The organism is Geodermatophilus sp. YIM 151500, from assembly GCF_025716945.1.
Classification (GTDB): Bacteria; Actinomycetota; Actinomycetes; order Mycobacteriales; family Geodermatophilaceae; genus YIM-151500.
Genome location: NZ_JAOVZT010000012.1, coordinates 56,495 through 80,535, shown reverse-complemented (window position 1 = coordinate 80,535; position 24,041 = coordinate 56,495). Strand labels below are relative to the sequence as shown.

Sequence of the window (24,041 nt, the reverse complement as noted above, 5' to 3'; positions counted from 1 at the left end):
GTCCCGCCCCGGAGGTCCGCCCTGTCGATCATCGGCCTGCTGGGGTTCGGCACCGTCGTCCTGCTCGCCATGCTGCTGCTGCACGGTTACCTGTGGTTCCGGCTGGTCCGCAGCACCACCGTGCCCGGTCGGCTGCGCCGGCGGCTCACCGCGCTCACCGTGCTGCTCGCTCTGCTGCCGGCGGCCGCCGTCCTGCTCGGGGACTCGCTGCCCCTGGACGCCGCCGCCGCGGTCGAGTGGATCGGCTTCAGCTGGCTCGGCGTCGCGTTCTACGCCTTCCTCGCGCTCCTCGCCCTGGAGCCGGTGCGCCTCGCCGTGCGCCTCCTCGGGCCTGCGGCGTCGGGTGGCGCCCGGACTCCGCCCGACGGCGACGAAGGGGCTCCGATCGCCGGTGGGACGGCGCCCGACGCCGGTCCGGTCCGGGAGGACCGCGAGGCGCACGGAGGTGCGGTCCGGGAGGACCACGCGGACAGCCACGTCGACACCGTCGCGGATCCGTCCCGGCGCCGGCTGCTGGCCCGCGGCCTCGCCGTGACCGCCGGCGTGGTCGCCCTCGGCACGGCCGGCACCGGGGCGTACCTGGCCAACACGACCCCGGTCGTGCGGCGGGTACCGGTCACCCTGCCCCGGCTGGACCCGCGGCTCGACGGGCTGCGCATCGTCACCTTCTCCGACGGCCACCTGTCGGCCACCTACGGCGGACGGCGCTTCGAGCGGCTGGTGGAGGTGGTCAACGCCCAGCGCCCGGACGTCGTGGCGATCGTCGGCGACCTGGTCGACGCGGGCGTCGACGAGCTGCGCGAGGACGTCGCACCGCTGGCGGACCTGGTGAGCGAGCAGGGCGTCTACTTCGTCACCGGCAACCACGAGTACTTCGTCGACACCCTGCCGTGGATGAGGCACCTGCCGACGCTCGGCGTGGACGTGCTGCGCAACGAGCGGGTGCCCATCCGCCGCGGTGGGGCCTCCTTCGACCTGGCCGGCATCGACGACCGGATCGCCGCGGACTTCGGCGTCCCGGGCCACGGCGCCGACCTCGACGCCGCGCTCGACGGCCGGGACGACGCCACGCCGGTGGTGCTGCTGGCGCACCAGCCGGTCATGGTGGAGCAGGCGCGCCGGGCCGGGGTCGACCTGCAGCTGTCCGGTCACACGCACGGCGGCCAGCTGTGGCCCTTCGACTACGCCATCCGGCTCGACCAGCCCGCGGTGTCGGGCCTGTCGCGGGTGGGGGACACGCAGCTGTACGTCACGTCCGGCGCCGGCTACTGGGGCCCGGCGATGCGCATCGGGGCCCGGCCGGAGGTCGCCGTCGTGGAGCTGCGCGCGCCGCGCGCGTGACCGGCGCGCCGTCCGCGCTCCGCCGGCGGGGGACGGCCCGGGTCAGAGCGCGCGGCGGAGCTCGTCGAGCACCTCCGACGCGACGACGTCGAGCTCCCGCGCCCCGTCCTCCTCCGCCCAGCGCAGCAGGATCTGCGTGTAGGCCGCCATCAGCGCCGGCACGGCGACCTGGGCCTGCGTCCGCGACGTCCCCTCGTCCGGGCCGTGCCGGAGCGCGTCGAGCACCAGCCCCGCGGTGGCCCGCTCGAACTCCGCGGCCTTGACGCGCAGCGACGGCGTCGCCGCGATGATCCGCCACCGGTCGAGCACGGCCTGCCGCATGTTCGTGTCGAAGTGCCGCAGCCACAGCCGGATCGCGCCGCGGACCCGCTCGGCCAGCGGCAGCTCGGCCGGCAGCCGGGCCAGCACCGCCGCGAGCTCCTCGCGCGTGGGCAGGCTGATGAGCACGTTCTCCTTGCTCGCGAAGTGCGCGTAGAACGTCGGCACCGTCACGCCGGCCTCGGCGGCGATGGCCGAGACGCTGACCGAGTCGAACCCCTGCTCCTGGAACAGCCGCATGGCCGTCGCGGCGATGCGCTCGCTGGTGTCCCGTTTGCGCTGCTCACGACGGTTCGCGGGGGCCACGCGAACAATGTTGCGGTGCGCAACCCGTCGCGGCCACAGGCGCGACCGATCTGCGGACGTTTCCGGTCCGGAAGGGTGGGGATGCCGGGCCGGTCAGCCGACGAAGGCGCCGGTCTCGGCCAGCCGGCGCGGGGTCACCGTCTTGAGGCGGGCCACCGCCCGGGCGAGCGGGACCAGCTCGATCTCGGTGCCCCGCAGCGCGACCATCTGGCCGTGGCCGCCCTCGTGCGCGGCGACGGTGGCGTGCAGGCCGAAGCGCGTGGCGAGCACCCGGTCGAACGACGTCGGCGTGCCCCCGCGCTGCACGTGGCCGAGCACGGTGGTGCGCACCTCCTTGCCGGTGCGCCGCTCGAGCTCCTCGCCGAGCTGCTGGGCCACGCCGGTGAACCGCCGGTGCCCGTACTCGTCGACGCCACCGTCCCGCAGCGGCATGCTGCCCGGCAGCGGCGTGGCGCCCTCGGCGACCACACCGATCACGTGGGAGTCGCCGCGCTCGAAGCGGGCGGTCACCAGCCGGGCCACCTCGTCGACGTCGAAGGGCTCCTCGGGCACGAGCGTGACGTGCGCCCCGGCCGCCAGCCCGGCGTGCAGGGCGATCCAGCCCGCGTGCCGGCCCATGACCTCCACGAGCAGCACGCGCTGGTGGGACTCGGCCGTGGTGTGCAGCCGGTCGATCATCTCGGTGGCGATGCTCACCGCGGTGTCGAAGCCGAACGTGAGGTCCGTGCAGTCGATGTCGTTGTCGATGGTCTTCGGGATGCCGACCACCGGTACACCCGCTTCCGACAGCAGGTGGGCCGCGGTCAGCGTGCCCTCGCCGCCGATCGGGATCAGGACGTCGACCCCGTGCGCGGCCAGGACGCCCTTCATCTGCGCGATGCCGGCGTGCAGCTTCTCGGGCGCCACGCGGGCCGAGCCCAACGTCGTCCCCCCGCGGGTCAGCAGCCCGTCGACCGCGGCCACGTCCAGGGGCGTCGTCCGGTCCTCGAGAAGACCGCGCCAGCCGTCGCGGAAGCCGAGCACCGTGCTGTCGTACTGGGTGGTCGCCGTCCGCACGACGGACCGGATGACGGCGTTGAGGCCGGGGCAGTCGCCCCCGCCGGTGAGGACACCGATGCGCACCGGCCGCTCTCCCTCGGGTGGTGGTGGCCAGGACCCGGCCGACGATACGTCATGACGTCTAGATGTCTCGGGTCCGCAGCGTGTCGGCTCCGTCACCCCGCGCCCCGGACACGGCCCACCCAACGGCAGCCGACCCAACGGCGGCCGGCCCACGTGCGGTCGACCGGGCCGTCTCCCGCCTCCGTGGGACGTCTTGGACGACATGACGTCCAGACGTCTCCTCGGGCAGTACCTTTGGCCTGTGGCGAGCCCCGTGGCAGGACCGAAGTACCTCTCGGTCCGCGAGCACCTCCGGCGGCGGGTCTCCGGGCTGCCGGAGCACACGTTGCTGCCCCCCGAGCCGGTGCTGTGCGCCGAGTACGGGGTCAGCCGCATCACGCTGCGCCGGGCGGTCGACGGGCTGGTCGCCGACGGGCACCTGGTGCGCGAGCAGGGGCGCGGCACCTACGTCACCCGGCCGGCGATCCGGCACGAGTACCGCGAGAGCTTCGTGCACCGCATCGCCGGGTTCAACTCCGTGATGACCGAGCAGGGCGCCCAGGTCGGCACCACGGTGCTGACCCAGCGGGTCGTGCCCGCCCCGGCCTACGTCGCCGCCGAGCTGTCGCTGGACACCGCCACCGACGTCGTCGAGCTGGAGCGGCTGCGCAGCGTCGACGGTGCGCCGAACCACGTGGCGCACAGCTTCCTGCCCGCCGCGCTCTACCCGAAGGCCGCCGAGCAGGACTTCAGCGAGGGCTCGCTGTACGAGTACCTGCGGCGGGAGTACGGCGCCGACCTGGCGCACGCGCGCATCGTCGTCGACGTGGGCACGGCCGCCCCCGAGGAGGCCGACCTGCTGCGGGTCATCGCCGGGTCGCCGCTGCTCGTGGTGCGCACGACCGTGCGCGACAGCACCGGCCACCCGCTGGTGCACAGCTTCTCCCGGTTGCGCCCGGACGTCAGCCAGGTGGAGTTCGAGGTGTCGGTCGGCGGGCGCTGAGGCGGGATGGGCACGACGGCGGCGTCCGGGGAGCGCGAGGTGGCCGAGCCACCCGAGCGGGTCTGGCGCGCGCTGGCCGAGCTGGCGCCCTACTGCGCGGTCTGCGACGTGTCCTACGTCGTCCGCGGCGAAGGCCGGGGAGCGACGTTCTCCTGCGTGCCCGGCCGCCGCGAGGACGGTGCGCCGGTCGCCGACGGCGCCGCGCGCGGGGAGATCGTCGAGTGGGAACCGCCCCGGGTCGTCACCAGCCTGCTCCGGGTGCACGCCGAGACCTGGACGACGCGCATCGAGCTGGCGCCGACGGGCACCGGGGGCACCCGGGTGCGCATGGCCCTCTCCCGCGCGGCCTCCGGCGGCACCCCGCTGCGCCGGGTGCTGCGCGGGCCGGCCGACCGGCGCCTCGTGCGGCGCACCCTCGCCGCCGAGCTCGACCGGTTGCCCGAGCACATCGCCCAGCGCGCGGACTGACCGGTCGGCCGGCCGCGCGATCGGGACGGCACGCAGTGCTGCGCCGCGCCGTCCCCCCTCCGGGCGACGGGTGCGTCAGGGCACGTCACCGCGGGTATCGACGTTCTTGCCACAGCGGCGCGTCGTGTCCGGCACGGTGCCGGCGCCCGGCGCCGCAGAGCGGAGGAGAGCACCGTGTTGTGGGACATCCTGGGCCTCATCGTGGTGGGCCTGATCATCGGCGTGCTCGCACGGCTCATCACGCCCGGCAAGCAGCGGTTGAGCATGCTGGGGACGATCGCCCTCGGCGTCGTCGGCGCGCTGATCGGCGGCATCATCGCCAGCCTGATCGGCACCGGCGGCATCTTCGAGCTGAACGTCATCGGCTTCGTCATCGCCGTCGTCGCCGCCGTGCTCCTGGTGGGGACCGCCGAGGCGCTCAGCGGCGGTCGCAGCCGGCGCGCCCTGCGCTGACGTCCGGCGCCCGGCTGCCCCGGGGAGCCCTCACAGCTCGACGGACTCCCCGGGGGCCAGCCGGCTGAACGGCGTGGGCGTGCCGGGCCCGCGCTCGCCCAGCAGGCCGCCGACGACGCCGAGACCGGTGTCGTTGAGCAGCCCGTCGTGCACCGCGTACGCCTGGTCGGCCTGCACCGCCCGCACGAAGTCGATGACGTCGGCGGTCCGCGACCAGGGGGCGTGCATCGGCACCAGCAGCGTGGCCACCGGCTCGTCCGGCACGGTCAGCGCGTCGCCGGGGTGGAACACCGTCTCGTCGACCAGGAAGCCGACGTTGAGGATCCGCGGGATGTCGGGGTGGATCTCGGCGTGCAGTTCCCCGTGCACGTGCACGTCGAACCCGGCGATCTCCACCGCGTCGCCGTGACCGACGACGTGCACCCGGTTGCCCAACCCCTCCAGGCGCTCGGCCACGGACCGGTTCGTCCAGACCTCGAGCGCGGGATCGGCGTCCAGGGCCTTGCGCAGCCGTTCGGGCTCGAAGTGGTCCGGGTGCTCGTGCGTGACGAGGACGGCGTCCGCGCCGGACAGGGCGGCCGGGTTGGTGAACGCGCCCGGGTCGACGACGAGCCGTCGCTCGTCCTTGCCGAGCGTGACGCACGCGTGCCCGTGCTTCTGGAGCTCCATGGGCCCATCCTGCCGGGATCCCCCCTTCCGGGTGAGTCCGGTTCCCGGGACCGTCAGGCGCCGGTCCGCCCGTGCCGACCGTTGGGGCATGACCGCTCCGACCGCCCCCGCCCTCGTCTTCGCCGCCGCACGCAGCCGGGCCCACGGCCCGACGACCGCGCTGTGGCACGCGGTCGAGGTGCACCGCCCGCCGTCGGAGGTCGACGGCGCCTGCGAGCTCACCGTGTGCGGCTCGCTCGCCCGGATCAGCACCGAGCAGCAGTGGCCGGTCGTCGCCCGCGACGTCTGCCCGGCCTGCAGCACGCTGGCCCGCTGACCCCCTGCCGCCGGGACGTGGGGGACGCCCCGGCGGCAGGTGACCTGCTACCGGACGCCGGCCCGCCGGCGCCGGACGGTCACCCGCCGACGAAGGACGGCGCCCGCTTGGCCACGAAGGCCTCCACCGCCTCCCGGTGGTCGGCCGTGCGACCCAGCTCGGTCTGCAGCCGCGCCTCGCGCGCCAGGGTCTCCCGCAGCGAGTCGGTCGCCGCGGCCGCCAGCACGGTCTTGACCGCCCGGTGAGCGGCGGTCGGACCGGCCGCGAGCCGCGCGGCGAGCGCTTCCGCCTCGGCCAGCACCTGCTCCGGGGCGACCACCCGGTGCACGAGCCCCCACGCCGCCGCCGTCTCGGCCGGGAAGGGCTCGGGCAGCAGCAGCAGTTCGGCCGCCCGTGAGGCGCCGACCGCGTGGACCAGCCGGTACGCCAGCGCGGAGTCGCTGCCGAGCCCCACCCCGGTGAACGCCGTGGTGAACTTCGCGCCCGCCGCGGCGACCCGGAGGTCGCCGGCGAGGGCCAGCCCCAGCCCGGCGCCGGCGCACGCTCCGTTGATGCCCACCACCACGGGCACCCGCAGGTCGGCCAGCGCGAGGACCAGGGGGTTGTACTCCTCCTCCACCACCGACAGCGCGTCGCCTCCGCCGGCGCGCAGCTCCGCGACGTGCTCGGCGAGGTCCTGGCCGACGCAGAACGCCCGCCCCGTGCCGGTCAGCAGCACGGCGCGGACGGCGTCGTCCTCCGCCACCTCCCGCACCCGGTCGAGCAGCTCGCGCCGCGACGCGTGCGAGAGCCCCGGGCGCTGCAGGGTCAGGGTCGCGACACCGGCCGCGTCGTCCCGCGTGACGAGCTCGCCGGTCGTGGTCTCGGACATCGTCGTCCCGCCTCTCCGCCGGACCGCCGCCGGGCCCGGCCGTCGGCCACCTTGCCATGCCCGTGCTCTTGATCCGGCGGGGCCGGGCGGTGCCGGCGCCCCGGATCGATGTGTATCCGGAGCCGGATGTGGACAACCGTTGGTGGGAGTCCATCAGAGGGTTCCCCCGGGCGGCCCGGGAGCGGCCCGGCCGCCCGAGCCCACTGCCCGAGGAGCCGCCCCCGTGGTCGAACCCGGAGGACGCCGCCTGGGCGACCGGTACGAGCTCGTCGGGCTCATCGCCGCCGGTGGCATGGGGCAGGTGTGGCGCGCCCGCGACGCGCTGCTCGGCCGGTCCGTCGCGGTCAAGGTCCTCCGCAGCGAGTACACCGGCGACGGGACCTTCCTGGCCCGGTTCCGCGCCGAGGCGCAGAACGCCGCCGCGCTTAGCCACCCGCACATCGCCGCCGTCTACGACTACGGCGAGGTGCCCGCCGCCGACGGCAGCGGGGAGACGCTCGCCTACCTGGTGATGGAGCTGGTCGACGGTGAGCCGCTGTCGGACCTGCTCCGCCGGGAGGGTCGGCTGGACACCGCGACCACGCTCTCGCTGCTCTCGCAGACCGCAGCCGCCCTGGCCCAGGCGCACCGCGCCGGGATGGTGCACCGCGACGTCAAGCCCGGCAACATCCTGGTGACCCGCGACGGCGACGTGAAGATCACCGACTTCGGCATCGCCTGGTCGGCCCGCAGCGTCGCGCTCACCCGCACCGGCCAGGTGATCGGCACCCCGCAGTACCTCTCGCCCGAGCAGGCCGAGGGTCGGCACGCCACCCCGGCCAGCGACGTGTACGCGCTCGGGCTGATCGGCTACGAGTGCCTCACCGGGCATCCGGCGTTCGACGGCGACAACGCGGTGACCATCGCGCTCAAGCAGGTGCGCGACGAGCCCGAGCCGCTGCCCGGCGACCTCCCCGACCGGGTGCGGCGCCTGGTGCGCCGCGCGCTGGCCAAGGACCCCCGTGCGCGGATGGCCGACGGCGCGGCCTTCGCCGCGGCCGTCGAGGACGTCCGGGCGGGCCGCCCGATCGGCGACGTCCCCGACACGGTCGCGGTCACCGCCGCGGCGGCCGGACGCGGGGAGGGCGTCGGCGGCCCGCGGTCCGCCCGGCCCCCCGCGCGGCGGGCCCGGCGGAGGGTGCCCGTCGCGCTCGGCGTCCTCGGCGTGCTCGCCGGGGCGGGCCTGGCCACCGGGGTGGTGCAGGCGGTCACCGGGGACGTCCCCGACTCGACGGCCGTCGCAGCCGAGCAGCGCGACGGCGTGGCCGTCGTGCTGGTCGCCGAGGACTACGTCGGCCGCCCGGTCGACGACGTCGCCGTGCAGCTGGCCGCCCGCGGGCTCGCCGTGCAGCGCGAGGAGGAGGTCTCGGCCACCGCGCAGCCCGGCACCGTCACCGCCGTCGACCCGGCCGGGACCCCGCTCGTCCCCGGCGACCGGGTCGTCGTCCGCTTCGCGGTCCCGCCGGCCGGCCCTCCGCCGACCGTGCCGGAGCCGGCCGGTGACCCCGCACCCCCGCCGGCTCCGGAGCCCGATCCACCGGCCGCACCGGCTCCCGAACAGGTGTCCGAGGACGCCCCCGAGCCGACGCCCGAGCCGACGCCGTCCGCCGGCATCCCCACGGATCCGGCTCCGCCGACGGAACCCGACGGGACCACCGACCCGTCCGGGACCACCGACCCGTCCGGGACCACCGGGCCGACGGACCCGACCGAACCCACGGAGCCGACCGAGTCGACCGACCCCACTGCGCCCGAGCCGACGGACGGGACCGCCACCGAGCCGACCGACCCGACCACGACCGCGCCGGCGGGCGGGACCGCGACGGACCCGGCGGACGCGATCGCGACGGAGCCGGCGGACGCGAACGAGCCCACTGCGTCGCTCGGCGCCGAGGAGCCGACGGGCAGCGCTGGCGCCACCGGTCCGGGGCGCACCGGCGGGCCGGGCGGGAGCCCGGCGGTGACCGGCGGCACGCCGGCCGGGACCGGCACCGCTCCTGCGGGGGCGTAGCACCGGGCGCGGAGGGACCGGGCGGCGACCTGCGCCGCCGGCCGGTCAGCCGCCGGCCGCGGGCCCTCCCGGCCCGGAGGGGGCGCCGGTGTCCCGGCGGCGGCCGAGCCACAGCGCCCCGCCCAGGCAGAGCAGCGCCATCGTGCACAGGAAACCGGCGTTGCTCGCGACGACGGGCAGCACGACCAGCAGCCAGAAGATCGCCAGTCCCGCCACGCCCGCCGCGACACCGCGGACGGCCGTCGCCGACCGCGCGCCGTCGCCGCCGGCGACACCCGCGACCAGCGTCAGCAGTCCGATGACCGCGGTCAGCGTGGCGAACGCCGACCACAGCGGCGCGAGCGTCCAGAGGTCGACGGCGCCGGTGGACAGGCCGCCGAGCAGCAGCACCACCGACAGCGCGGCCAGCCCCACCGCCGCCAGCATCCCGCGGTCACCCGGGACGCGAAGTCTGCGGCGGGCGCGCGGCGGCTTCGGCGTCGCGCCGCTTCCCAGGCCGGGAACGAAGTCGGTGGTCCGCGACGGGTCGTCGTGCCGACCCCCGGGCTGCGGACGGTCGACCAGCGTGTCGGGCCAGGACGGCGGCTGCGGCGCCGACGGGGTCGCCTGCCCGGGTGCCGGCGGCAGCGGAGGGCGGGCCCCGGACGCGGTGCTGCCCGTCGGGGGTGGGGGCAGCGGCGGAGGTGCGACCAGGGGGACCTCGGGGTGCTCGGACGGCGCTCCGGGTCTCGTCGCTGCGTGCGGCCCGGCCGGCCCGCCGAGGCCGGCCGGTGCCGTCTGACCCGGGTTCACGGTCGGGCCCGGCACGGGCTGGCCCGGCACCGGCTGGCCCGGCACGGGCTGGCCCGGCACCGGCTGGCCGGCCGGCGGCGGAGGGGCGGCGGCCGGGCGCTGCTCGCCCGTCGGCTGGGCGATCGGGATCTCCTGCGTGGAGGGCTGCCCGGACCCGGCGGGCTGCTGGGGATCGGACGGCGCACTCACGGGGCCTCCTCGCGGCGCTCGGGGTCCGCGGGTGCGGACCTCTCCGCCTGCACCGTAGCCGCGCGGTGGCCGGCCAGCGGGGAGGCGCCGGCCCGTCCGCGTCCGACCTGCCCGGACGGGTGGCACCCACCTAGGGTCGGGCGGGTGGGCACGCGCGCCGGCATCGTCGTCACCGGGACCGAGGTCCTCACCGGTCGGGTCGCCGACCGCAACGGCCCGTGGCTGGCCGAGGAGCTGCGCCTCCGCGGTGTCGACGTCGGCCACGTGGTGGTCGTCGGCGACCGCCCGGACGACCTGCGTGCCGCCCTCGCCTTCCTGACCGGGGCCGGCCTCGACCTGGTCGTCACCACCGGGGGGCTGGGTCCCACGGCCGACGACCTCACCGCCGAGCTGGTCGGCGACTTCCAGGGGCGTCCGTCCGCCGTCGACCCCGCGTTGGAGGAGCGGATCGGGGCGATCGTGGAGCGGCTCATGGCCCGCCGGGGCTGGCGGGCCGACCCCGTGGCGACCGCTGCCGGGGTGCGCAAGCAGGCGCGGGTGCCCATCGGGGCGACCGTGCTCGAGCCGGTCGGCACCGCGCCGGGACTCGTCGTCCCCCCGGTCGAGGGCCGCGCCGGTCCGCCGGTGCTCGTGCTGCCCGGGCCGCCGGCCGAGCTGCGGGGCATGTGGCCGGCCGCGCTGGCCACGGACGTCGTGGCGCGGGTGCTCGCCGGCGGGGCCGAGCTGCGCCAGGAGACGGTGCGGCTGTGGGGGACGCTGGAGAGCCAGCTGGCCGCGGTGCTGCGCGAGCACGACGCCGAGCTGGCCGGGTTGGAGATCACCACCTGCCTGCGCGACGGCGAACTGGAGATCGTGACGCGCTTCCCGGCCGAGCGGCAGCGGGCCTACGACGGCCTCGCGGCGCTGCTGCGCGGCAGCTTCGGCGACACGCTGTTCTCCGCCGGCCCGACCGTCGACGACCTGGTCGCCGGAGCGCTGGCCGAGCGCGGGCTGACCGTCGCCACCGCCGAGTCGTGCACCGGCGGCCTGCTCGCCGCCCGCCTCACCGAGCGGGCGGGGTCGTCGGCCTACGTGCTCGGCGGCGCGGTCGTCTACGCCGATTCGGCCAAGGAGCAGGTCGTCGGGGTCGGGGCCGACCTGCTCGTCGCGCACGGGGCGGTCAGCGCGGAGGTCGCGGTCGCCCTGGCCGAGGGCGCGCGCGACCGGTTCGGCGCCGACCTCGGCGTGGGCATCACCGGCATCGCCGGGCCCGGCGGCGGGTCACCGGCCAAGCCGGTCGGCACGGTGCACCTGTGCGCGGCGGGTCCGGACGGGCGGCAGTCGCGCGCCGTCGTCCTGCCCGGGTCGCGGACGACGGTGCGGGACCGGTCCGTCACGCTCGCCCTGCACCTGCTCCGCCAGCTGCTCCTCGGCGGCCCGGTGGCCTGACCCCGGACCGGGGGCCGGCCGGCGGGTGTGCCCGACCCGCGGCGCGGGCACGCAGGATGCGTGACGACCGTGACGCTGCACGCAACCGGGCCGGTCGACCCCGCCGAGGTGTGGGAGCGCTACGCCGTCCCGGCGCGCTGGCCGCAGTGGTCGCCGCAGATCACCGGCGTGGACACGCCGGCCGCCCGGCTCCGCGCCGGAGCCGGGGGGCGGGTGCGCGGCCCGCTCGGCCTGGCGGTGCCCTTCGTCGTGGCGACCGTCGACGAGACCGACCGCCGGTGGTCCTGGCAGGTGGACGTCGGCCCGGTGCGGCTGCGGCTGGTGCACTGGGTGGCGCCCGGTCCGGACGGCGGCACGACGACGGGTCTGCGCATCACCGGGCCCGCCCCGCTGGTCGTCACCTACGCGCCGCTCGCCCGGCTCGCGCTGCGCCGCCTGGTGACCGCCGACCTCCCCGCGCCGCCAGCACGCTGATCGACGTCCCCGACGGGCGGACAGCGGCGGCGGCGTGACCTGCGGCGTCGGACGCGACCGTCGTCACGGTGGCGTGCGAGCCGGTCCGGGCTACTACCCTGAGCACCGGTTCGGGTGCGGGTCGCCGTCGGCGTAGCGGGTGCCCGCGTGCCGTGAGTCACGTCGCGAACCGGTGATCCGCACGCAGGGGACGGAGAGCGGGCAGAGTGCACCCAGACGAGCACGGGGCGCGGTCGGCGCAGCCCGATCCGCTGGCCGCGGTACCCGACGCCGTCGCGCACCTCGACCGCTCCTGGCGCTTCACCTACCTCAACGCCTCCGCCGAGCGGCTCCTCGACCGCCGCGCCGAGGACATGCTGGGCCGCACCCTTCTCGAGTGCTTCCCCACGGCTGCGGGCCGGTCGCTCGCGCGCCGGCTCGCCCAGGTCGTGCGCCACGGCGAGCCGCGCGTCTTCGAGCACCTGCACAGCCACCAGCAGCGCTGGTACGAGCTGCGGGCGTTCCCCGACCCGAACGGCATCTCGGTCCTCTTCCGCGACATCGACGAGCGGCGGCGGCGCGAGGAGCGGCACGCCGCCGCGCTGCACGAGCTCGCCGGCGTCCTCGAGGCGCTGCCGGCGCCGACCGTCCTGGTCGACCACGACCTGCGGATCCTGTCGGCCAACCGCGCCTGGCACGCCAACGGCGAGCTGCTCCGCCGGGAGGGCAAGCAGCCCGGCCAACTGGGTGACGACTACCTCGAGGCGATGGCCCTGGGCCTGTCGCCCGACGACCACGCCGTCCTGACCGCCGGCCTGCACCGGCTGCTCGCGGGCACCCCGGACGGGGCCCATCGGACGTTCGACCTCGACTACGAGGGCCGCTTCGGCACGACGACGTTCTGGTTCCGGCTGCAGGCCTCCCGGGTGGAGGGCTCCGACCGGGTGGTCGTCTCGCACACCGACATCACCGAGCGGGTCCGCAGCGAGCAGGCGCTGCAGTGGCAGGCGGGCCACGACGAGCTCACCGGGCTGCCCAACCGCCGGCGGATGCTGCGGCTGGTCGACGACGCGCTCGACGAGGCCGCCGGACGGCGCGACGGCCGCAACAGCACGGCCCTGCTCCACCTCGACCTCGACGGCTTCAAGACGATCAACGACTCCCTCGGCCACCACATCGGCGACGTGCTGCTGGCCCAGGTCGCCACCCGGCTGCTCGACCAGGTCCGTCCCGGTGACGCCGTCGGCCGGCTGGGCGCCGACCAGTTCCTGGTCCTGGCCAGGGATTGCGACTCCGCAGAGGCCGCGGCCCTCGCCTTCCGCCTGCAGTCCTCGTTCGCGCTGCCCTTCCCCGCCGAGGGCCTGTCCGTCCCGCTGTCGAGCAGCATCGGCGTGGCCGTCGCCCACCTCGGCACGCACGACGCGCAGACCCTGCTCGGTGACGCCGACGCCGCGATGTACGCCGCCAAGAGCGCCGGCCGCGACCGCGTGCACCTGTTCTCACCGGGGCTGCGCGAGGCGGCCCGGTGGCGGCTGGAGGTGGCCACCCGCCTGCGCGACGACGCCATCGACCAGCTCGTCGTCCACTACCAGCCGGTGGTGCGGCTGGACACCGGGCTGGTCGAGGGGCTGGAGGCGCTGGTCCGGTGGCAGCACCCGCAGCGCGGCCTGCTGCTGCCCGACGCGTTCCTGTCGGTGGCCGAGGAGACCGGTCAGGTCATCCCGATCACCCGGCGCCTGCTGCGGGAGACCACGGCGCAGGCCGCGGCCTGGGCCGCCGAGGGCATGGACCTGCGCATGTCGGTCAACGTCAGCGCCCGCCACTTCGCGACCGAGACGCTGGTGCGCGACGTCCGCCTCGCCCTGCGCGACTCGGGCCTGGCACCCGAGCAGCTCGTGCTGGAGCTGACCGAGACCAGCGTCGCGGAGGACCCGACCCGCGCCGAGGACCAGCTCACCGTGCTGCGCGGTATCGGCGTGCGGATCGCCATCGATGACTTCGGCACCGGGTGGTCGTCGCTGGCCCAGCTGTTCGCGCTGCCGATCGGCACGTTGAAGATCGACCGGTCGCTGCTGGCCGCCGCCGAGCGCGCCGCCTCGGGCGACACCGGCGCGGTGCTGGCCGCGATCGTCGCGCTCACCCGGACGCTGGGCATCCGCTCCGTGGCCGAGGGCGTCGAGACCGTCGACCACCTGCGGATGGTCCGCGCGGCCGGCTGCGACCTGGCTCAGGGCTGGCTGCTCGGCCGGCCGATGCCCGCGGACGAGGTGCCCGGCTGGGTGCGCCGGGTGGAGGCGGCCGGCGGCGATCTGTGCCGCATCGCGGAGGTGGCCGCGGCGTCGGGGGCGCCGGCCGGCGGGGTCCGTCGTCCCCATGGCCGCTGAGCCGCCGGCCGTCGGCGGCGCCGGCCGCACCCGCCGGGTCGCGCGGCGCGCGACGACCCCCGCCGGTCCGCCGGTCGCCGACCGGCAGACTGCACCCGTGCTGGACGATCTCGACGACACTGCCGTGCTGGCCGACCCGGAGGACGAGGTCGACCTCGACGAGGGCCCCGGGACCGAGCCGCTCGGTGCCCGGGCTGCGGGCCCGTCGAGGCCGGTGCTCGACCTGCTGATCTGGGACGCGCCCAACATCGACATGACCCTGTCGACGGTGATCGGCGCCCGCCCGACCGCGGCCTCCCGCCCACGGTTCGACGCCATCGCCGCCTGGTTCGTCGAGGGGGCCGGCGATCCCGCCGCGCCCGACGCCCCCGAGGTCGAGGCGTGCGTCTTCGCCAACATCCCGCCGGTGGTGGGTTCGCTGCAGCGCTGGGTCGAGGCGCTGCGCGGGTTCGGCTTCGCGGTCTTCGCCCGACCGAAGGCCCAGCCGGACGACGACATCGACCAGGACATGCTCGACCACATCGAGGTGCGCCGGCACAGCCACCGCCTGCGCCGCCTCGTGGTCTTCTCCGGGGACGGCCGGAACTTCGCCGAGCCGCTCGAGGAGCTGGCCCGCTCCGGGGTGCAGGTCGTCGTGGTCGCCTTCAGCGAGGTCGCCGGGTACGCGATCGGGTCCGACGTCCTGGACTTCATCGACATCGAGGACGTGCCGGGCGCGTTCGCCGCTCCGCTGGACCGGGTGCGCCTGGACGCGCTGCCCCCGGACGGCGCGTGGCTGCGCCCCACCCGCAGCCTGCGCGAGTTCGTCAGCAGCTACACCGCGCGCCGCAACGGCTGACCCACCGGGTGCCCGCCGTGGCACGGCGGCGTGCGCGGCCACTGCCGCGGCACTGCGCCGTGCGCGGCCACCCGCCGCGGCGGGGAGACTGGGGCGGCACGGCGGCCCGACCGGGCGGCGCGTCGTCCGACCCGGGCCGTCAGGGGGCCGCCGGGGCGATTACCGTCCCCTGCGCGCGGCGCATGCCGCACGCGGGGCCGAGCGGCAGGGACAGGAACGGAGTGGACCGATGACGAGCGTGCCCGGCATCGACCATCCGGAAGAGCAGAGCGAGGCGCACGTGTCGCTCACCGGACGCGGTGTCTCGGTGTCCGCGCGTGTCGAGATGGTGCAGAACGACACGGTGGTGCTCCGGCCGTCGGCCGGCGACTTCGTGGAGCAGGCCGTGGTGTCGGTCGGCAGCGTCGTCGAGCTGTTCTGGAAGGGGCAGGACGACTTCCGCACCGCGCCCGCCGAGGTGACCGCGGTCGAGCAGGGTGCGGTGCTGCGCTGGCGGTTGCGGATGACCGGACCGGCCGAGGTCAGCCAGCGGCGGACGGCGGTGCGCGGCCGGGTGGTGCTGCCGCTGGAGGCCGGCCTCGGCAGCCTGGAGCTGACGGGCGAGACCGCCGACCTGAGCGAGAACGGCGCCCGGCTGCTGCTCGAGGGCTTCGGCATGCTGCCCGAGGCCGGCTCCACCATGGACCTGCGGATCGACCTGGAGTCGGGCCCGCTCCAGGTGAAGGCCGAGGTGGTGCGCGTCCAGGCGCGCGGTGCCCGCTGGTCGATGTCGGTCCGCTTCCCCGACATCGCCGAGAAGGACCAGGACCGGGTGCGCCGCCGGGTGTTCCAGGCGCTGCGCGAGGAGCGCGCCCGGCTCAGCGACTGACGGCGGTACGGCAGGGCCGGCCCAGGCCGGTCAGTCGTTGCGCCAGGCCCCCGGCCGTCGCGGCTCGGGCAGCCGGCCACGCCGAGACCACGGGCCCCCGCCGGACGGTCCGTCGTCCCGCCCGGACGGCAGCCGGGCCCACACGTGCTTGCGCCCGGGACGGCGCTCCCAGCCGTAGTCGAGGGACAGCTGCGCGACCAGGTGCAGGCCCATGCCACCGAGGGCCGGGTCGCGGTCGACCGCGGGGACCGGCGGCCGGTCGGGTGCCTCGTCGCTCAGGTCGAGCAGCCAGGCGCCCGGACCGGCGACGACGAGCGCGCGCACCTGCCCGCCGCCGTGCCGCAGCGCATTGGAGGCCAGCTCCTCGAACACGAGGAGCATCCCGTCGCGCGCGTCCTCGGTGGAGCCCAGCGCGACCGACGGGTGGGCGATGCGGGCCCGCAGGTCCGACCGCACGCGCGAGACGACGTGCATCGCCTCCAGGTGCCAGTGCCAGACGTCGCCGGGGACGGAGGGCACGGGCAGGCAGGGCCACGGCTCCGTGGGCGGGTGCCCGGCCGTCGCCTCCGCCATCGCCTCCCCCTCGTCTCCGCCGCGCACGGTTCCGCCCGGCCGGCCGGCTGCGCCCGGCCGTCCCCATCCTGACCGAAACCGTCGCGTTGCGCGAAAGGGTGGACGGCGAGGGGGGGTGCCCGCCGGGCACACTGGGCCCGTGCAGCAACTGTGGCGGGAGCTGAGCCGCGTGGTGCTGGCCGAGCGGTCCCTGTCGGAGGTCCTCACCGAGGTCGTCGGCATCGCCGCCGGGGCGATCCCGGGCGCGGAGGCCACGTCGATCACCCTCATCCGGGGCGAGGAGCCCTTCACCGCCGCGCACCACGGCGACATGGCGCTGGCCGCCGACGAGCTGCAGTACGAGCGCGGCTACGGACCGTGCATGGACGCCGGGCGGGGCGGTATCACGCTGCGGGTCGACGACATGCGCACCGAGCGGCGCTGGCCCGACTACGCGTCCCACGTCCTGCGGGTCGGCGTCCGGAGCTCGCTGTCGGTGCCGCTGCCCTACCAGGGCGCGGCCATCGGCGCGCTCAACGTCTACTCCACGCAGCCCGGCGCCTTCTCGGGCGAGGAGTCGCTGGCTGCCGGGCGCGAGGTCGCGGAGGCGGTCGCGGTGGCGGTGGCCAACGCCGAGGCGCACGCGCAGGTCGTCGAGCAGGCGCGCAACATGCGGCTGGCCATGGAGTCGCGCGCGGTCATCGAGCAGGCGAAGGGCGTGCTGATGGCCCAGCGGCACGTGGACGCGGACGCGGCCTTCGACATCCTGCGCGAGGCCTCCCAGCGCTACAACCGCAAGCTGCGGGAGATCGCCACCGGCATCGTCGCCTCCACCCAGCCGCGCTGACCGGAGTGGATCCGCCCGGGTCACCCGCACGGGATCCACTCCGGTCAGAGGGAGCAGAGGCGGCCGACCAGGAACTCGGTCGCGGCGGCGGGGTCGACGGTCTCGGCCACCTCGACCGCCGTGGGCGCGCGGGACACCGACCTCCGGTCGACCAGCGTCTGCCCGCGGCCGGCTCCGAGCGTGGTGTCGACGACGACGTCGCGGCGGACCGTGCCCAGCGTCCCGGGGACGATCGCCTCGGTGAGCGCCAGCGCGTCGTGGACGACGATCCCCGGGGTGCCGTGCCCGTCGCGGGGCTCGTCGACGTAGTCGCCGAGGATGGCCGCGGCCCGCTCGCCCACCGGCCCCGCGGCGGCGAACCGCTCGATGCCGGCCGCGGTCAGCACGGTGGGGCGGGTGACGTCGAGGCCGACCAGCACCGTCGGCAGCGCGGACGAGAGCACGACGTGCGCGGCCTCGGCGTCGGCCCAGGCGTTGAACTCCGCGACCGCGGTGACGTTGCCGCCGGCCGCGGCCGATCCGCCCATGACCACCAGCCGGCCGATCCGGGAAGCCTCCGCGGGGAAGACCCGCAGCAGCAGCGCCAGGTTGGTCAGCGGGCCGATCGCGGCGACCGTCACCGGTTCGGCCGAGCGGGTCAGCAGGTCGGCCAGCGCGACGACGGCCGGGCGGGGGTCCACCGTCGCCGGCGAGGGCGGCAGCACCACGCCGCCGAGCCCGGCCTCCCCGTGCACGTGCCCGGCGCGCCGCGGCTGCGGGTGCACCAGCGAGTCGGCGGCGCCGGCGGCCACCGGGACGTCGGACCGCTCGGCCAGGTGCAGCACCCGAAGCGCGTTCTCCGTCGTCCGCGCCAGGTCGACGTTGCCGTGCACCGTGGTGACCAGCCGCAGGTCGACCTCCGGGCTGGCCACCGCCAGCAGGATCGCCAGCGCGTCGTCGATGCCGGGGTCGGTGTCGATCACCAGGGGGGTCGGCGCGGGCACCGGCGCATCGTGCCAGGACGGCGGCACGGCAGGATCGCCGCATGTCCTCCGTGCTCCTCGCCAGCTGCGCGTCGGCCGCCGGGACCGACGAGGACGAGCCGCTGCTGCTGGCCGCCCTCGCCGAGGCGGGCGTGGCGGCGGCGGTCGCCGACTGGGCGGATCCGCGCGTCGACTGGGCGGCGGCCGGGGCCGTGGTCGTCCACTCGACCTGGGACTACGCCCCCCGCCGCGACGACTTCCTCGCCTGGGCGCGTGCGGTGGAGGCGGCGACCGCGCTGTTCAACCCCGCCGACGTGCTGACCTGGAACACCGACAAGCGGTATCTCACCGAGCTGGCCGCCGCGGGGCTGCCCGTCGTCCCCACCGCCTGGTCCGGCACCCCGGCGACCCTCGACGCCGCGCTGGCGGTCGGTGAGGACGTCGTCGTCAAGCCGGCCGTGTCGGCCGGCGCCCGGGACACCGCCCGGTTCCGGCCGGGGCAGCGGACGGCGGCCCGCGACTTCGCCGCGGCCGTCCTCGCCGGCGGGCGGGTGGTCATGGTGCAGCCCTACCTCGAGCGGCTGGACGACGAGGGCGAGACCGGGCTGGTGTACGTCGACGGCGCCTTCAGCCACGCCTTCCGCAAGGACGCGCTGCTGGCCGGCGGGCCGCTGGGCGAGGGCCTGTTCGCCGCCGAGACGATCACCGCGCGCACTCCCACGGCCGCCCAGCGGGAGGTGGGCGACCGCGTGCTCGCCGCGGTCGCGGCCCGGACCGGGGCGCCGCCGCTGTACGCCCGGGTGGACCTCGTGCCCGGGCCGGACGGCGGCCCGGTGCTGCTCGAGCTGGAGCTGACCGAGCCCAGCCTCTTCCTCACCACCGACGACGGCGCGGCCGCGCGCGTCGCAGCCGCCCTCGCCGCCCGGCTGGGCTGACTGTGGACCCGGCTCAGCGGGCCGCCGCGGCCTCACCCGGGCGGTCGTCGTCCAGGGGCTCGCCGCGCCGGCGGGCCGGCCGGGTCAGGAGGTACAGCAGCACGCCGACCGCGAGCAGGATGCCCGCCCGGAGCCACGTGCCGGCCTCCTGCTGCCACAGCAGCAGCACGCAGGAGCCGATGGCCAGCACGGGCACCGCGCGGGGCGTCACGAAGTGCCGGTGGTCGACGGTGTCGCGCTTGAGCACCAGGACGGCGGTGTTCACGCTCAGGAAGACCAGCAGCAGGAGCAGCACCACGGTGGTGGCCAGGTCGGCCAGCGTGCCGGTGAGCGTGAGGGCGATCGCCACCGCGGTCGTGACGACGATCGCCACCCACGGCGTGCGGCGGCCGGGTAGCACCCGCCCCAGCGACCGGGGCAGCAGGCCCTGCTCGGCCATGCCGAAGACCAGCCGGCTCGACATGATCATGGCCAGCAGCGCGCCGTTGGCCACGGCGGTGAGCGCGACGGCGCTGAACAGCCAGCCGGGGACGCCGGCACCGGCCGCGCGGACGACCTCCAGCAGCGGGCCGGAGGAGCCGGCCAGGGTGTCGGCCGGGACGACCGCCGCGGCGGCGAGCGCCACGAGCAGGTACACCACGCCGGCGGTGGCCAGCGCGCCGAACAGCGCCCGCGGATAGGCCCGCGCCGGGGAGTGCACCTCCTCGGCGATGTTGGCCGACACCTCGAACCCGACGAAGGAGTAGTAGGCGATCAGCGCCGCGGCCAGCACCGCCGAGCCGGCGGGGACGCCGTCGGGGAAGTCGATGACCCGGCCCAGGTCGCCGTCGCCTCGGCCGAGCACGACCGCGCCGAGGACGACGACGAGCAGCAGCCCGCTGACCTCGACCACCGTCATCACCACGTTGGCCCGCACCGACTCCGAGATGCCCCGCGCGTTGACCAGGGCGAGCGCGACGAGGAAGACGACCGCGGTGACCGTGGTGGGTGCCTCGACGAACACCGCCAGGTAGTCGCCGGCGAAGGCGAGCGTGAGACCGGCCGCGCTGGTCACCCCGGCGGCGAGCATGCAGAAGCCGACCAGGAAGGACACCTCCGGACGCCGGAACGCCTTCTCCGCGTACACGGCGGCCCCGCCGGCGCGCGGGTACTTGCCGACCAGCTCGGCGTAGGAGGCGGCGGTCAGCAGGGCCAGCCCGAGGGCGACCACCAGCGGCACCCAGAGGGCGCCGCCCACCTCCGCGGCCACCTCGCCGACGAGCGCGTAGATGCCCGCGCCCAGCACGTCGCCGAGGATGAACAGGTAGAGCAGCCGGACCGAGACCGCCCGTTTGAGCCTCGTGTCGCCGTCGGTGTCGCCGTTCGTGTCGGCGTCCTTGGCGGCGTCGCCGCCGGTGCTGGTGTCGCCGCCGGAGCTGGTGTCGCTGCCGGTGCCGGCGCCGGCGCCGGCACCCGTGGGCCGGGCGGGATCGCTCACCGGGCGAGTCTGTGCAGGGAGCGGCGGAGCGGCAATTCGGCACGGGTGCGTCACCCGTCCGGGTGCACGACACGCCGTCCGCGCCCGAGGCGTCTTCGGGTGACCGTGCGCCTCCCGGCCGCTTTTCCCGCGTGCGGACCACCCGCTTGTCGACAAGTGATCACGGCGGGGGAGCGGTCGTCGGCCGCGCGCGAGGGGGTGCGCAACGGTTGGGTCACGCGCCTCCCGGGAGTCCCCGCGGAGCGGCGCCGCGGGGCCGTCCGCTCCTTACCTTTCCTCCTGACCGCGGCACCTTCCCCGGCCGCGGTCACCGACTCCAGGAGGACGTGCATGGGCTCCGAGCAGGCCACCGCACCCGCGTCGACCGCGCCGGCCGCCCCGGCGGCGGGCGACGCAGGGCTGAGCCTCGCCGGGCTGATCGACGTGCTCGACCGGGCCGACGTGCTCGTCCGGCAGGGCCCTCGCCCGCGGCGCTCGGCGGCGTACCGGTCCCCGGCCGCGCGCGGCATCCCACGCGCCGTCCCGCTGCGGCAGGTGCCGCCGGCGCCCAGCGCCCGCATCCCGGCCTCCGGCCTCCCGGCCCCGGGCGAGCGCAGGCCGGCGCCCGGCACCCCGGCCGCCGGCGCCGGCGCCGATCCCGGCGCCGCCCCGGGCGCCGCCTGGCGGCCTCCGCAGCCGACGCTGCCGGGTGGTCCGGCGGCCGCCGCCCCGGCGGATGCCCCGTCCTCCCTCCTCGGGCGGCTGCGGCTGCGGTTGCGGACGCTGCACCGCCGGGCGGCGCTGTGGGGCGCCGGGCCGGACGGCGCCCACCTGGCGTGGGGTGCGCCGCCGCCGCGGCGGACCTACCGCGCGACGTGGGACGACCCGCCGGTCCGCGCGGTCGACGCACCGGTCGTGCTGCGCGAGCTGCCCAGCACCCCCACGGTCGCGGCGCCGTCGGTCCGGGAGCCGGTGCTGCCGCCGGCCGCGATCCCCGGCGCGCCCTCCACCGCGCCCTCCACCGCGCCCTCCAACGGGCTCCCCGGCGCGGAGCCGGCCCCGGCGCGGGCACCTAGGGTGTCGGGGTGTTCACCACACGGCCCGAGCTCGCCGGCACGTTCGGCATGGTCGCCACCACGCACTGGCTGGCCACGGCCGCCGGCATGGCGACCCTCGAGGCGGGGGGCAACGCCTGTGATGCCGCCGTTGCCGCCGGCTTCACGCTGCACGTCGTCGAGCCCCACCTCAACGGCCCAGGGGGCGAGGTCCCCGTCGTCCTCGCCCGCGGGGGGTCCGGCTCGGACGCGGGGCGACCCGTCGTTCTGTCCGGTCAGGGGGTCGCCCCCGCCGGAGCCACCGTAGAGGCCTTCGAGGAGCTCGGGCTGGACCTCGTCCCGGGCACCGGCCTCCTCGCCGCCACCGTCCCCGGCGCCGTCGGCGCCTGGCTGACCCTGCTGCGCGACCACGGCACCCAGCCGTTGGACGCCGTCCTCCGCTTCGCCATCGAGTACGCCGAGACCGGCCACCCCCTCGTTCCCCGGGTGGCCGCGACCGTCGCCTCGGTCTCCGAGCACTTCCGCACCCACTGGCCGACCTCGGCCGCCACCTGGCTCTCCTCCGACGGTGCACCTCCGGCCGCCGGCCGTCCGTTCCGCAACCCGGTCCTCGCCTCGACCTACCGTCGCCTGCTCGACGCAGCGCACGGACCCACCCGAGAGGCACAGATCGACGCGGCCCTGGCGGCCTGGTACTCCGGATTCGTCGCCGAGGCGATCGACAGCTTCTGCCGGTACCCGGTGAGGGACGACTCCGGTCGTGATCACCCCGGGTTTCTGACCGGGCAGGACCTGGCCACGTGGACGCCGGGCTACGAGCCGCCGGTCACGCTGGACTGGCGCGGGTGGACGCTCGCGAAGGCCGGGCCGTGGTCGCAGGGTCCGGCACTGCTCCAGGCGCTGGCGATGCTGGACGGCGTCCCGGCGGTGCGGTCCGCGCGCGGACGGGGTGCCGCAGCCGGGGACGGGGCGGCCGGCCCGGACGGCCCCGGGGGCACGGGTCCGGACGCCGACACCGTGCACGCCGCCGTCGAGGCCGTGAAGCTGGCCATGGCCGACCGGGAGGCCTGGTACGGCGACAGCGGCGACGTGCCGGTCGACCGGCTGCTCTCCGCGGACTACGCCGCCGAGCGGCGGACGCTGATCGGCGAGCGGGCCAGCACCGAGCTGCGGCCCGGATCGCCGGCGGGGGCGCCGCCGCTCCTCCCGCGCCGGATCAGCACCGACCGGCCGGGCACCGCGCCGTCGCTCGCCGCAGCCGGGGCGGCCACCGCAGCGGGCGTCGGCGAGCCCACCGTCGACGCCCGCGGGACCACCCGGGGCGACACCTGCCACATCGACGTCGTCGACCGCTGGGGCAACCTGGTCTCGGCCACGCCGTCCGGCGGCTGGCTGCAGAGCTCACCGGTCATCCCCGAGCTGGGCTTCCCGCTCGGCACCCGGGCGCAGATGTTCTGGCTCGACCGCGGCCTGCCCAACTCCCTCGCCCCGGGCAAGCGGCCGCGCACCACGCTCACGCCCTCGCTGGCCCTGCGGGACGGCGTCCCCGTCATGGCCTTCGGCACCCCCGGGGGAGACCAGCAGGAGCAGTGGCAGCTGTGCTTCTGGCTGGCCCACACCGTGCGCGGGCTCGACCTGCAGGCCTCCATCGATGCGCCCGCCTGGCACACCACGAGCTTCCCGTCGTCGTTCTACCCGCGCCAGACGACTCCGGGCGAGGTCGTCGTCGAGTCGCGCATCGGCGAGGACGTGATCGCCGAGCTGCGCCGCCGCGGGCACACGGTCACCGTGTCCGGACCGTGGTCGCTGGGCCGGCTGTCGGCGGTCAGCCGCGATCCGGAGACCGGCGTGCTGCGCGCGGCGGCCAACCCGCGTGGCATGCAGGGTTACGCGGCCGGCCGCTGACACCGGCATCCCCGCGCGGCGCTCAGCCGCGGCGCAGCAGCGCCCAGACGTGCTTGCAGCCGTCGCGCACGTACCAGCCGTGCTCGGTGGCCAGCTCCGCGATGAGGTAGAGCCCCAGGCCGCCCTCGCTGGGGTCGCGGTCGACGGCGGGCACCGGCGGCCGGTGCGCCGCCTGGTCGGAGACCTCGACGAGGAAGGCGTCGCCGGTCGTCCGCACCGCCGCCTCGACGCGGCCACCGCCGTGGCGCAGCGCGTTCGACGCCATCTCGTCGAGGGTGAGCACGAGCTGGTCGAGCAGGTCGGCGGCGCGGTCGCCGAGGGACCCGGTGGCGGTGACGTGACGGCGGACGTCGGCGCGCACGCGGGGCAGTTCGGCGACGTCGCCAAGCTCCCAGCGCAGGGCCGGGCCGGCGGGCGGTGGGCTCGCGGTCGGCCAGCTCGGCCCGGCCGCGTCCCCTGTCACCGTGCGGTCTCCCTCGTC

General features: G+C 76.6%; 24 protein-coding genes. 14 read left to right on the top strand and 10 right to left on the bottom strand.

Going from position 1 to position 24,041, the window contains the following annotated elements; translation table 11 throughout:
- Positions 1-69 precede the first annotated feature (69 nt).
- On the top strand, positions 70-1,341 hold the full coding sequence (locus tag OF117_RS17835; protein WP_263554192.1) for a metallophosphoesterase: 1,272 nt from the start codon (positions 70-72) through the stop codon (positions 1,339-1,341).
- 42 nt (positions 1,342-1,383) lie between these two features.
- On the opposite strand, the gene OF117_RS17830 is transcribed toward OF117_RS17835, so the two are convergent.
- Both OF117_RS17830 and OF117_RS17825 read right to left on the bottom strand, forming a co-directional pair.
- Entirely contained in the window at positions 1,384-1,965 is a 582-nt protein-coding gene (locus OF117_RS17830) for a TetR/AcrR family transcriptional regulator (protein ID WP_263554191.1), read from the bottom strand.
- 93 nt (positions 1,966-2,058) lie between these two features.
- Positions 2,059-3,087, bottom strand: coding sequence for an ATP-dependent 6-phosphofructokinase (locus OF117_RS17825; protein WP_263554190.1), 1,029 nt, complete (start codon positions 3,085-3,087; stop codon positions 2,059-2,061).
- Between the two features lie 241 nt (positions 3,088-3,328).
- Between OF117_RS17825 and OF117_RS17820 the strand changes: the two genes are divergently transcribed.
- From OF117_RS17820 to OF117_RS17810, 3 genes are all read left to right on the top strand, one after another.
- On the top strand, positions 3,329-4,069 hold the full coding sequence (locus OF117_RS17820; RefSeq protein WP_263554189.1) for a GntR family transcriptional regulator: 741 nt from the start codon (positions 3,329-3,331) through the stop codon (positions 4,067-4,069).
- Between the two features lie 6 nt (positions 4,070-4,075).
- Entirely contained in the window at positions 4,076-4,537 is a 462-nt protein-coding gene (locus tag OF117_RS17815; protein WP_263554188.1) for an SRPBCC domain-containing protein, read from the top strand.
- Between the two features lie 174 nt (positions 4,538-4,711).
- Entirely contained in the window at positions 4,712-4,990 is a 279-nt protein-coding gene (locus tag OF117_RS17810) for a GlsB/YeaQ/YmgE family stress response membrane protein (RefSeq protein WP_263554187.1), read from the top strand.
- A gap of 30 nt (positions 4,991-5,020) precedes the next feature.
- Here the strand turns inward: OF117_RS17810 and OF117_RS17805 are convergent, their stop codons facing one another.
- Positions 5,021-5,659: an MBL fold metallo-hydrolase gene (locus tag OF117_RS17805; RefSeq protein WP_263554186.1), complete on the bottom strand. Its 639-nt coding sequence runs from the start codon at positions 5,657-5,659 to the stop codon at positions 5,021-5,023.
- 88 nt (positions 5,660-5,747) lie between these two features.
- Here OF117_RS17805 and OF117_RS17800 point away from each other — a divergent pair, with 88 nt between their 5' ends.
- Positions 5,748-5,975, top strand: a complete 228-nt coding sequence (locus OF117_RS17800) for a hypothetical protein (RefSeq protein WP_263554185.1) — start codon at positions 5,748-5,750, stop codon at positions 5,973-5,975.
- 79 nt (positions 5,976-6,054) lie between these two features.
- On the opposite strand, the gene OF117_RS17795 is transcribed toward OF117_RS17800, so the two are convergent.
- The gene (locus OF117_RS17795; protein WP_263554184.1) at positions 6,055-6,846 is read right to left on the bottom strand and encodes an enoyl-CoA hydratase-related protein; all 792 of its coding nucleotides are present in this window, start codon (positions 6,844-6,846) and stop codon (positions 6,055-6,057) included.
- Between the two features lie 223 nt (positions 6,847-7,069).
- On the opposite strand from OF117_RS17795, the gene OF117_RS17790 reads away from it, so the two are divergent.
- Positions 7,070-8,896, top strand: a complete 1,827-nt coding sequence (locus OF117_RS17790) for a protein kinase domain-containing protein (protein WP_263554183.1) — start codon at positions 7,070-7,072, stop codon at positions 8,894-8,896.
- A gap of 45 nt (positions 8,897-8,941) precedes the next feature.
- Here the strand turns inward: OF117_RS17790 and OF117_RS17785 are convergent, their stop codons facing one another.
- Positions 8,942-9,322 carry a hypothetical protein gene (locus tag OF117_RS17785; protein WP_263554182.1) on the bottom strand — a complete coding sequence of 127 codons (381 nt, stop codon included), beginning with the start codon at positions 9,320-9,322 and terminating at the stop codon, positions 8,942-8,944.
- Positions 9,323-10,021: 699 nt separating this feature from the next.
- On the opposite strand from OF117_RS17785, the gene OF117_RS17780 reads away from it, so the two are divergent.
- From OF117_RS17780 to OF117_RS17760, 5 genes are all read left to right on the top strand, one after another.
- Complete coding sequence (locus OF117_RS17780; protein WP_263554181.1) at positions 10,022-11,305, top strand: competence/damage-inducible protein A; 1,284 nt, start codon at positions 10,022-10,024, stop codon at positions 11,303-11,305.
- 60 nt (positions 11,306-11,365) lie between these two features.
- Positions 11,366-11,779, top strand: a complete 414-nt coding sequence (locus OF117_RS17775) for an SRPBCC family protein (protein WP_263554180.1) — start codon at positions 11,366-11,368, stop codon at positions 11,777-11,779.
- A 206-nt stretch (positions 11,780-11,985) separates the two neighbouring features.
- Entirely contained in the window at positions 11,986-14,142 is a 2,157-nt protein-coding gene (locus tag OF117_RS17770) for a putative bifunctional diguanylate cyclase/phosphodiesterase (RefSeq protein ID WP_263554179.1), read from the top strand.
- A 97-nt stretch (positions 14,143-14,239) separates the two neighbouring features.
- A complete protein-coding gene (locus tag OF117_RS17765; RefSeq protein ID WP_263554178.1) occupies positions 14,240-14,980 on the top strand; it encodes an NYN domain-containing protein in 741 nt (246 codons plus the stop codon).
- Between the two features lie 229 nt (positions 14,981-15,209).
- Entirely contained in the window at positions 15,210-15,848 is a 639-nt protein-coding gene (locus tag OF117_RS17760; RefSeq protein WP_263554177.1) for a flagellar brake protein, read from the top strand.
- Positions 15,849-15,878: 30 nt separating this feature from the next.
- On the opposite strand, the gene OF117_RS17755 is transcribed toward OF117_RS17760, so the two are convergent.
- Complete coding sequence (locus OF117_RS17755; protein ID WP_263554176.1) at positions 15,879-16,421, bottom strand: ATP-binding protein; 543 nt, start codon at positions 16,419-16,421, stop codon at positions 15,879-15,881.
- Between the two features lie 139 nt (positions 16,422-16,560).
- On the opposite strand from OF117_RS17755, the gene OF117_RS17750 reads away from it, so the two are divergent.
- Positions 16,561-17,247: a GAF and ANTAR domain-containing protein gene (locus tag OF117_RS17750; protein ID WP_263554175.1), complete on the top strand. Its 687-nt coding sequence runs from the start codon at positions 16,561-16,563 to the stop codon at positions 17,245-17,247.
- A 44-nt stretch (positions 17,248-17,291) separates the two neighbouring features.
- On the opposite strand, the gene OF117_RS17745 is transcribed toward OF117_RS17750, so the two are convergent.
- Entirely contained in the window at positions 17,292-18,230 is a 939-nt protein-coding gene (locus tag OF117_RS17745) for a nucleoside hydrolase (protein WP_263554174.1), read from the bottom strand.
- 41 nt (positions 18,231-18,271) lie between these two features.
- Between OF117_RS17745 and OF117_RS17740 the strand changes: the two genes are divergently transcribed.
- A complete protein-coding gene (locus OF117_RS17740) occupies positions 18,272-19,144 on the top strand; it encodes a RimK family alpha-L-glutamate ligase (RefSeq protein WP_263554173.1) in 873 nt (290 codons plus the stop codon).
- Between the two features lie 13 nt (positions 19,145-19,157).
- Here the strand turns inward: OF117_RS17740 and OF117_RS17735 are convergent, their stop codons facing one another.
- Together OF117_RS17735 and OF117_RS17730 are read right to left on the bottom strand one after the other, a co-directional pair.
- Entirely contained in the window at positions 19,158-20,621 is a 1,464-nt protein-coding gene (locus OF117_RS17735) for an APC family permease (RefSeq protein ID WP_263554172.1), read from the bottom strand.
- A gap of 842 nt (positions 20,622-21,463) precedes the next feature.
- Positions 21,464-21,622, bottom strand: coding sequence for a hypothetical protein (locus tag OF117_RS17730; protein WP_263554171.1), 159 nt, complete (start codon positions 21,620-21,622; stop codon positions 21,464-21,466).
- 63 nt (positions 21,623-21,685) lie between these two features.
- Here OF117_RS17730 and OF117_RS17725 point away from each other — a divergent pair, with 63 nt between their 5' ends.
- Positions 21,686-23,560 carry a gamma-glutamyltransferase family protein gene (locus tag OF117_RS17725; RefSeq protein WP_263554170.1) on the top strand — a complete coding sequence of 625 codons (1,875 nt, stop codon included), beginning with the start codon at positions 21,686-21,688 and terminating at the stop codon, positions 23,558-23,560.
- A 22-nt stretch (positions 23,561-23,582) separates the two neighbouring features.
- Here OF117_RS17725 and OF117_RS17720 read toward each other — a convergent pair whose 3' ends face one another.
- Positions 23,583-24,023 carry an ATP-binding protein gene (locus OF117_RS17720; RefSeq protein ID WP_263554169.1) on the bottom strand — a complete coding sequence of 147 codons (441 nt, stop codon included), beginning with the start codon at positions 24,021-24,023 and terminating at the stop codon, positions 23,583-23,585.
- Positions 24,024-24,041: the final 18 nt, after the last annotated feature.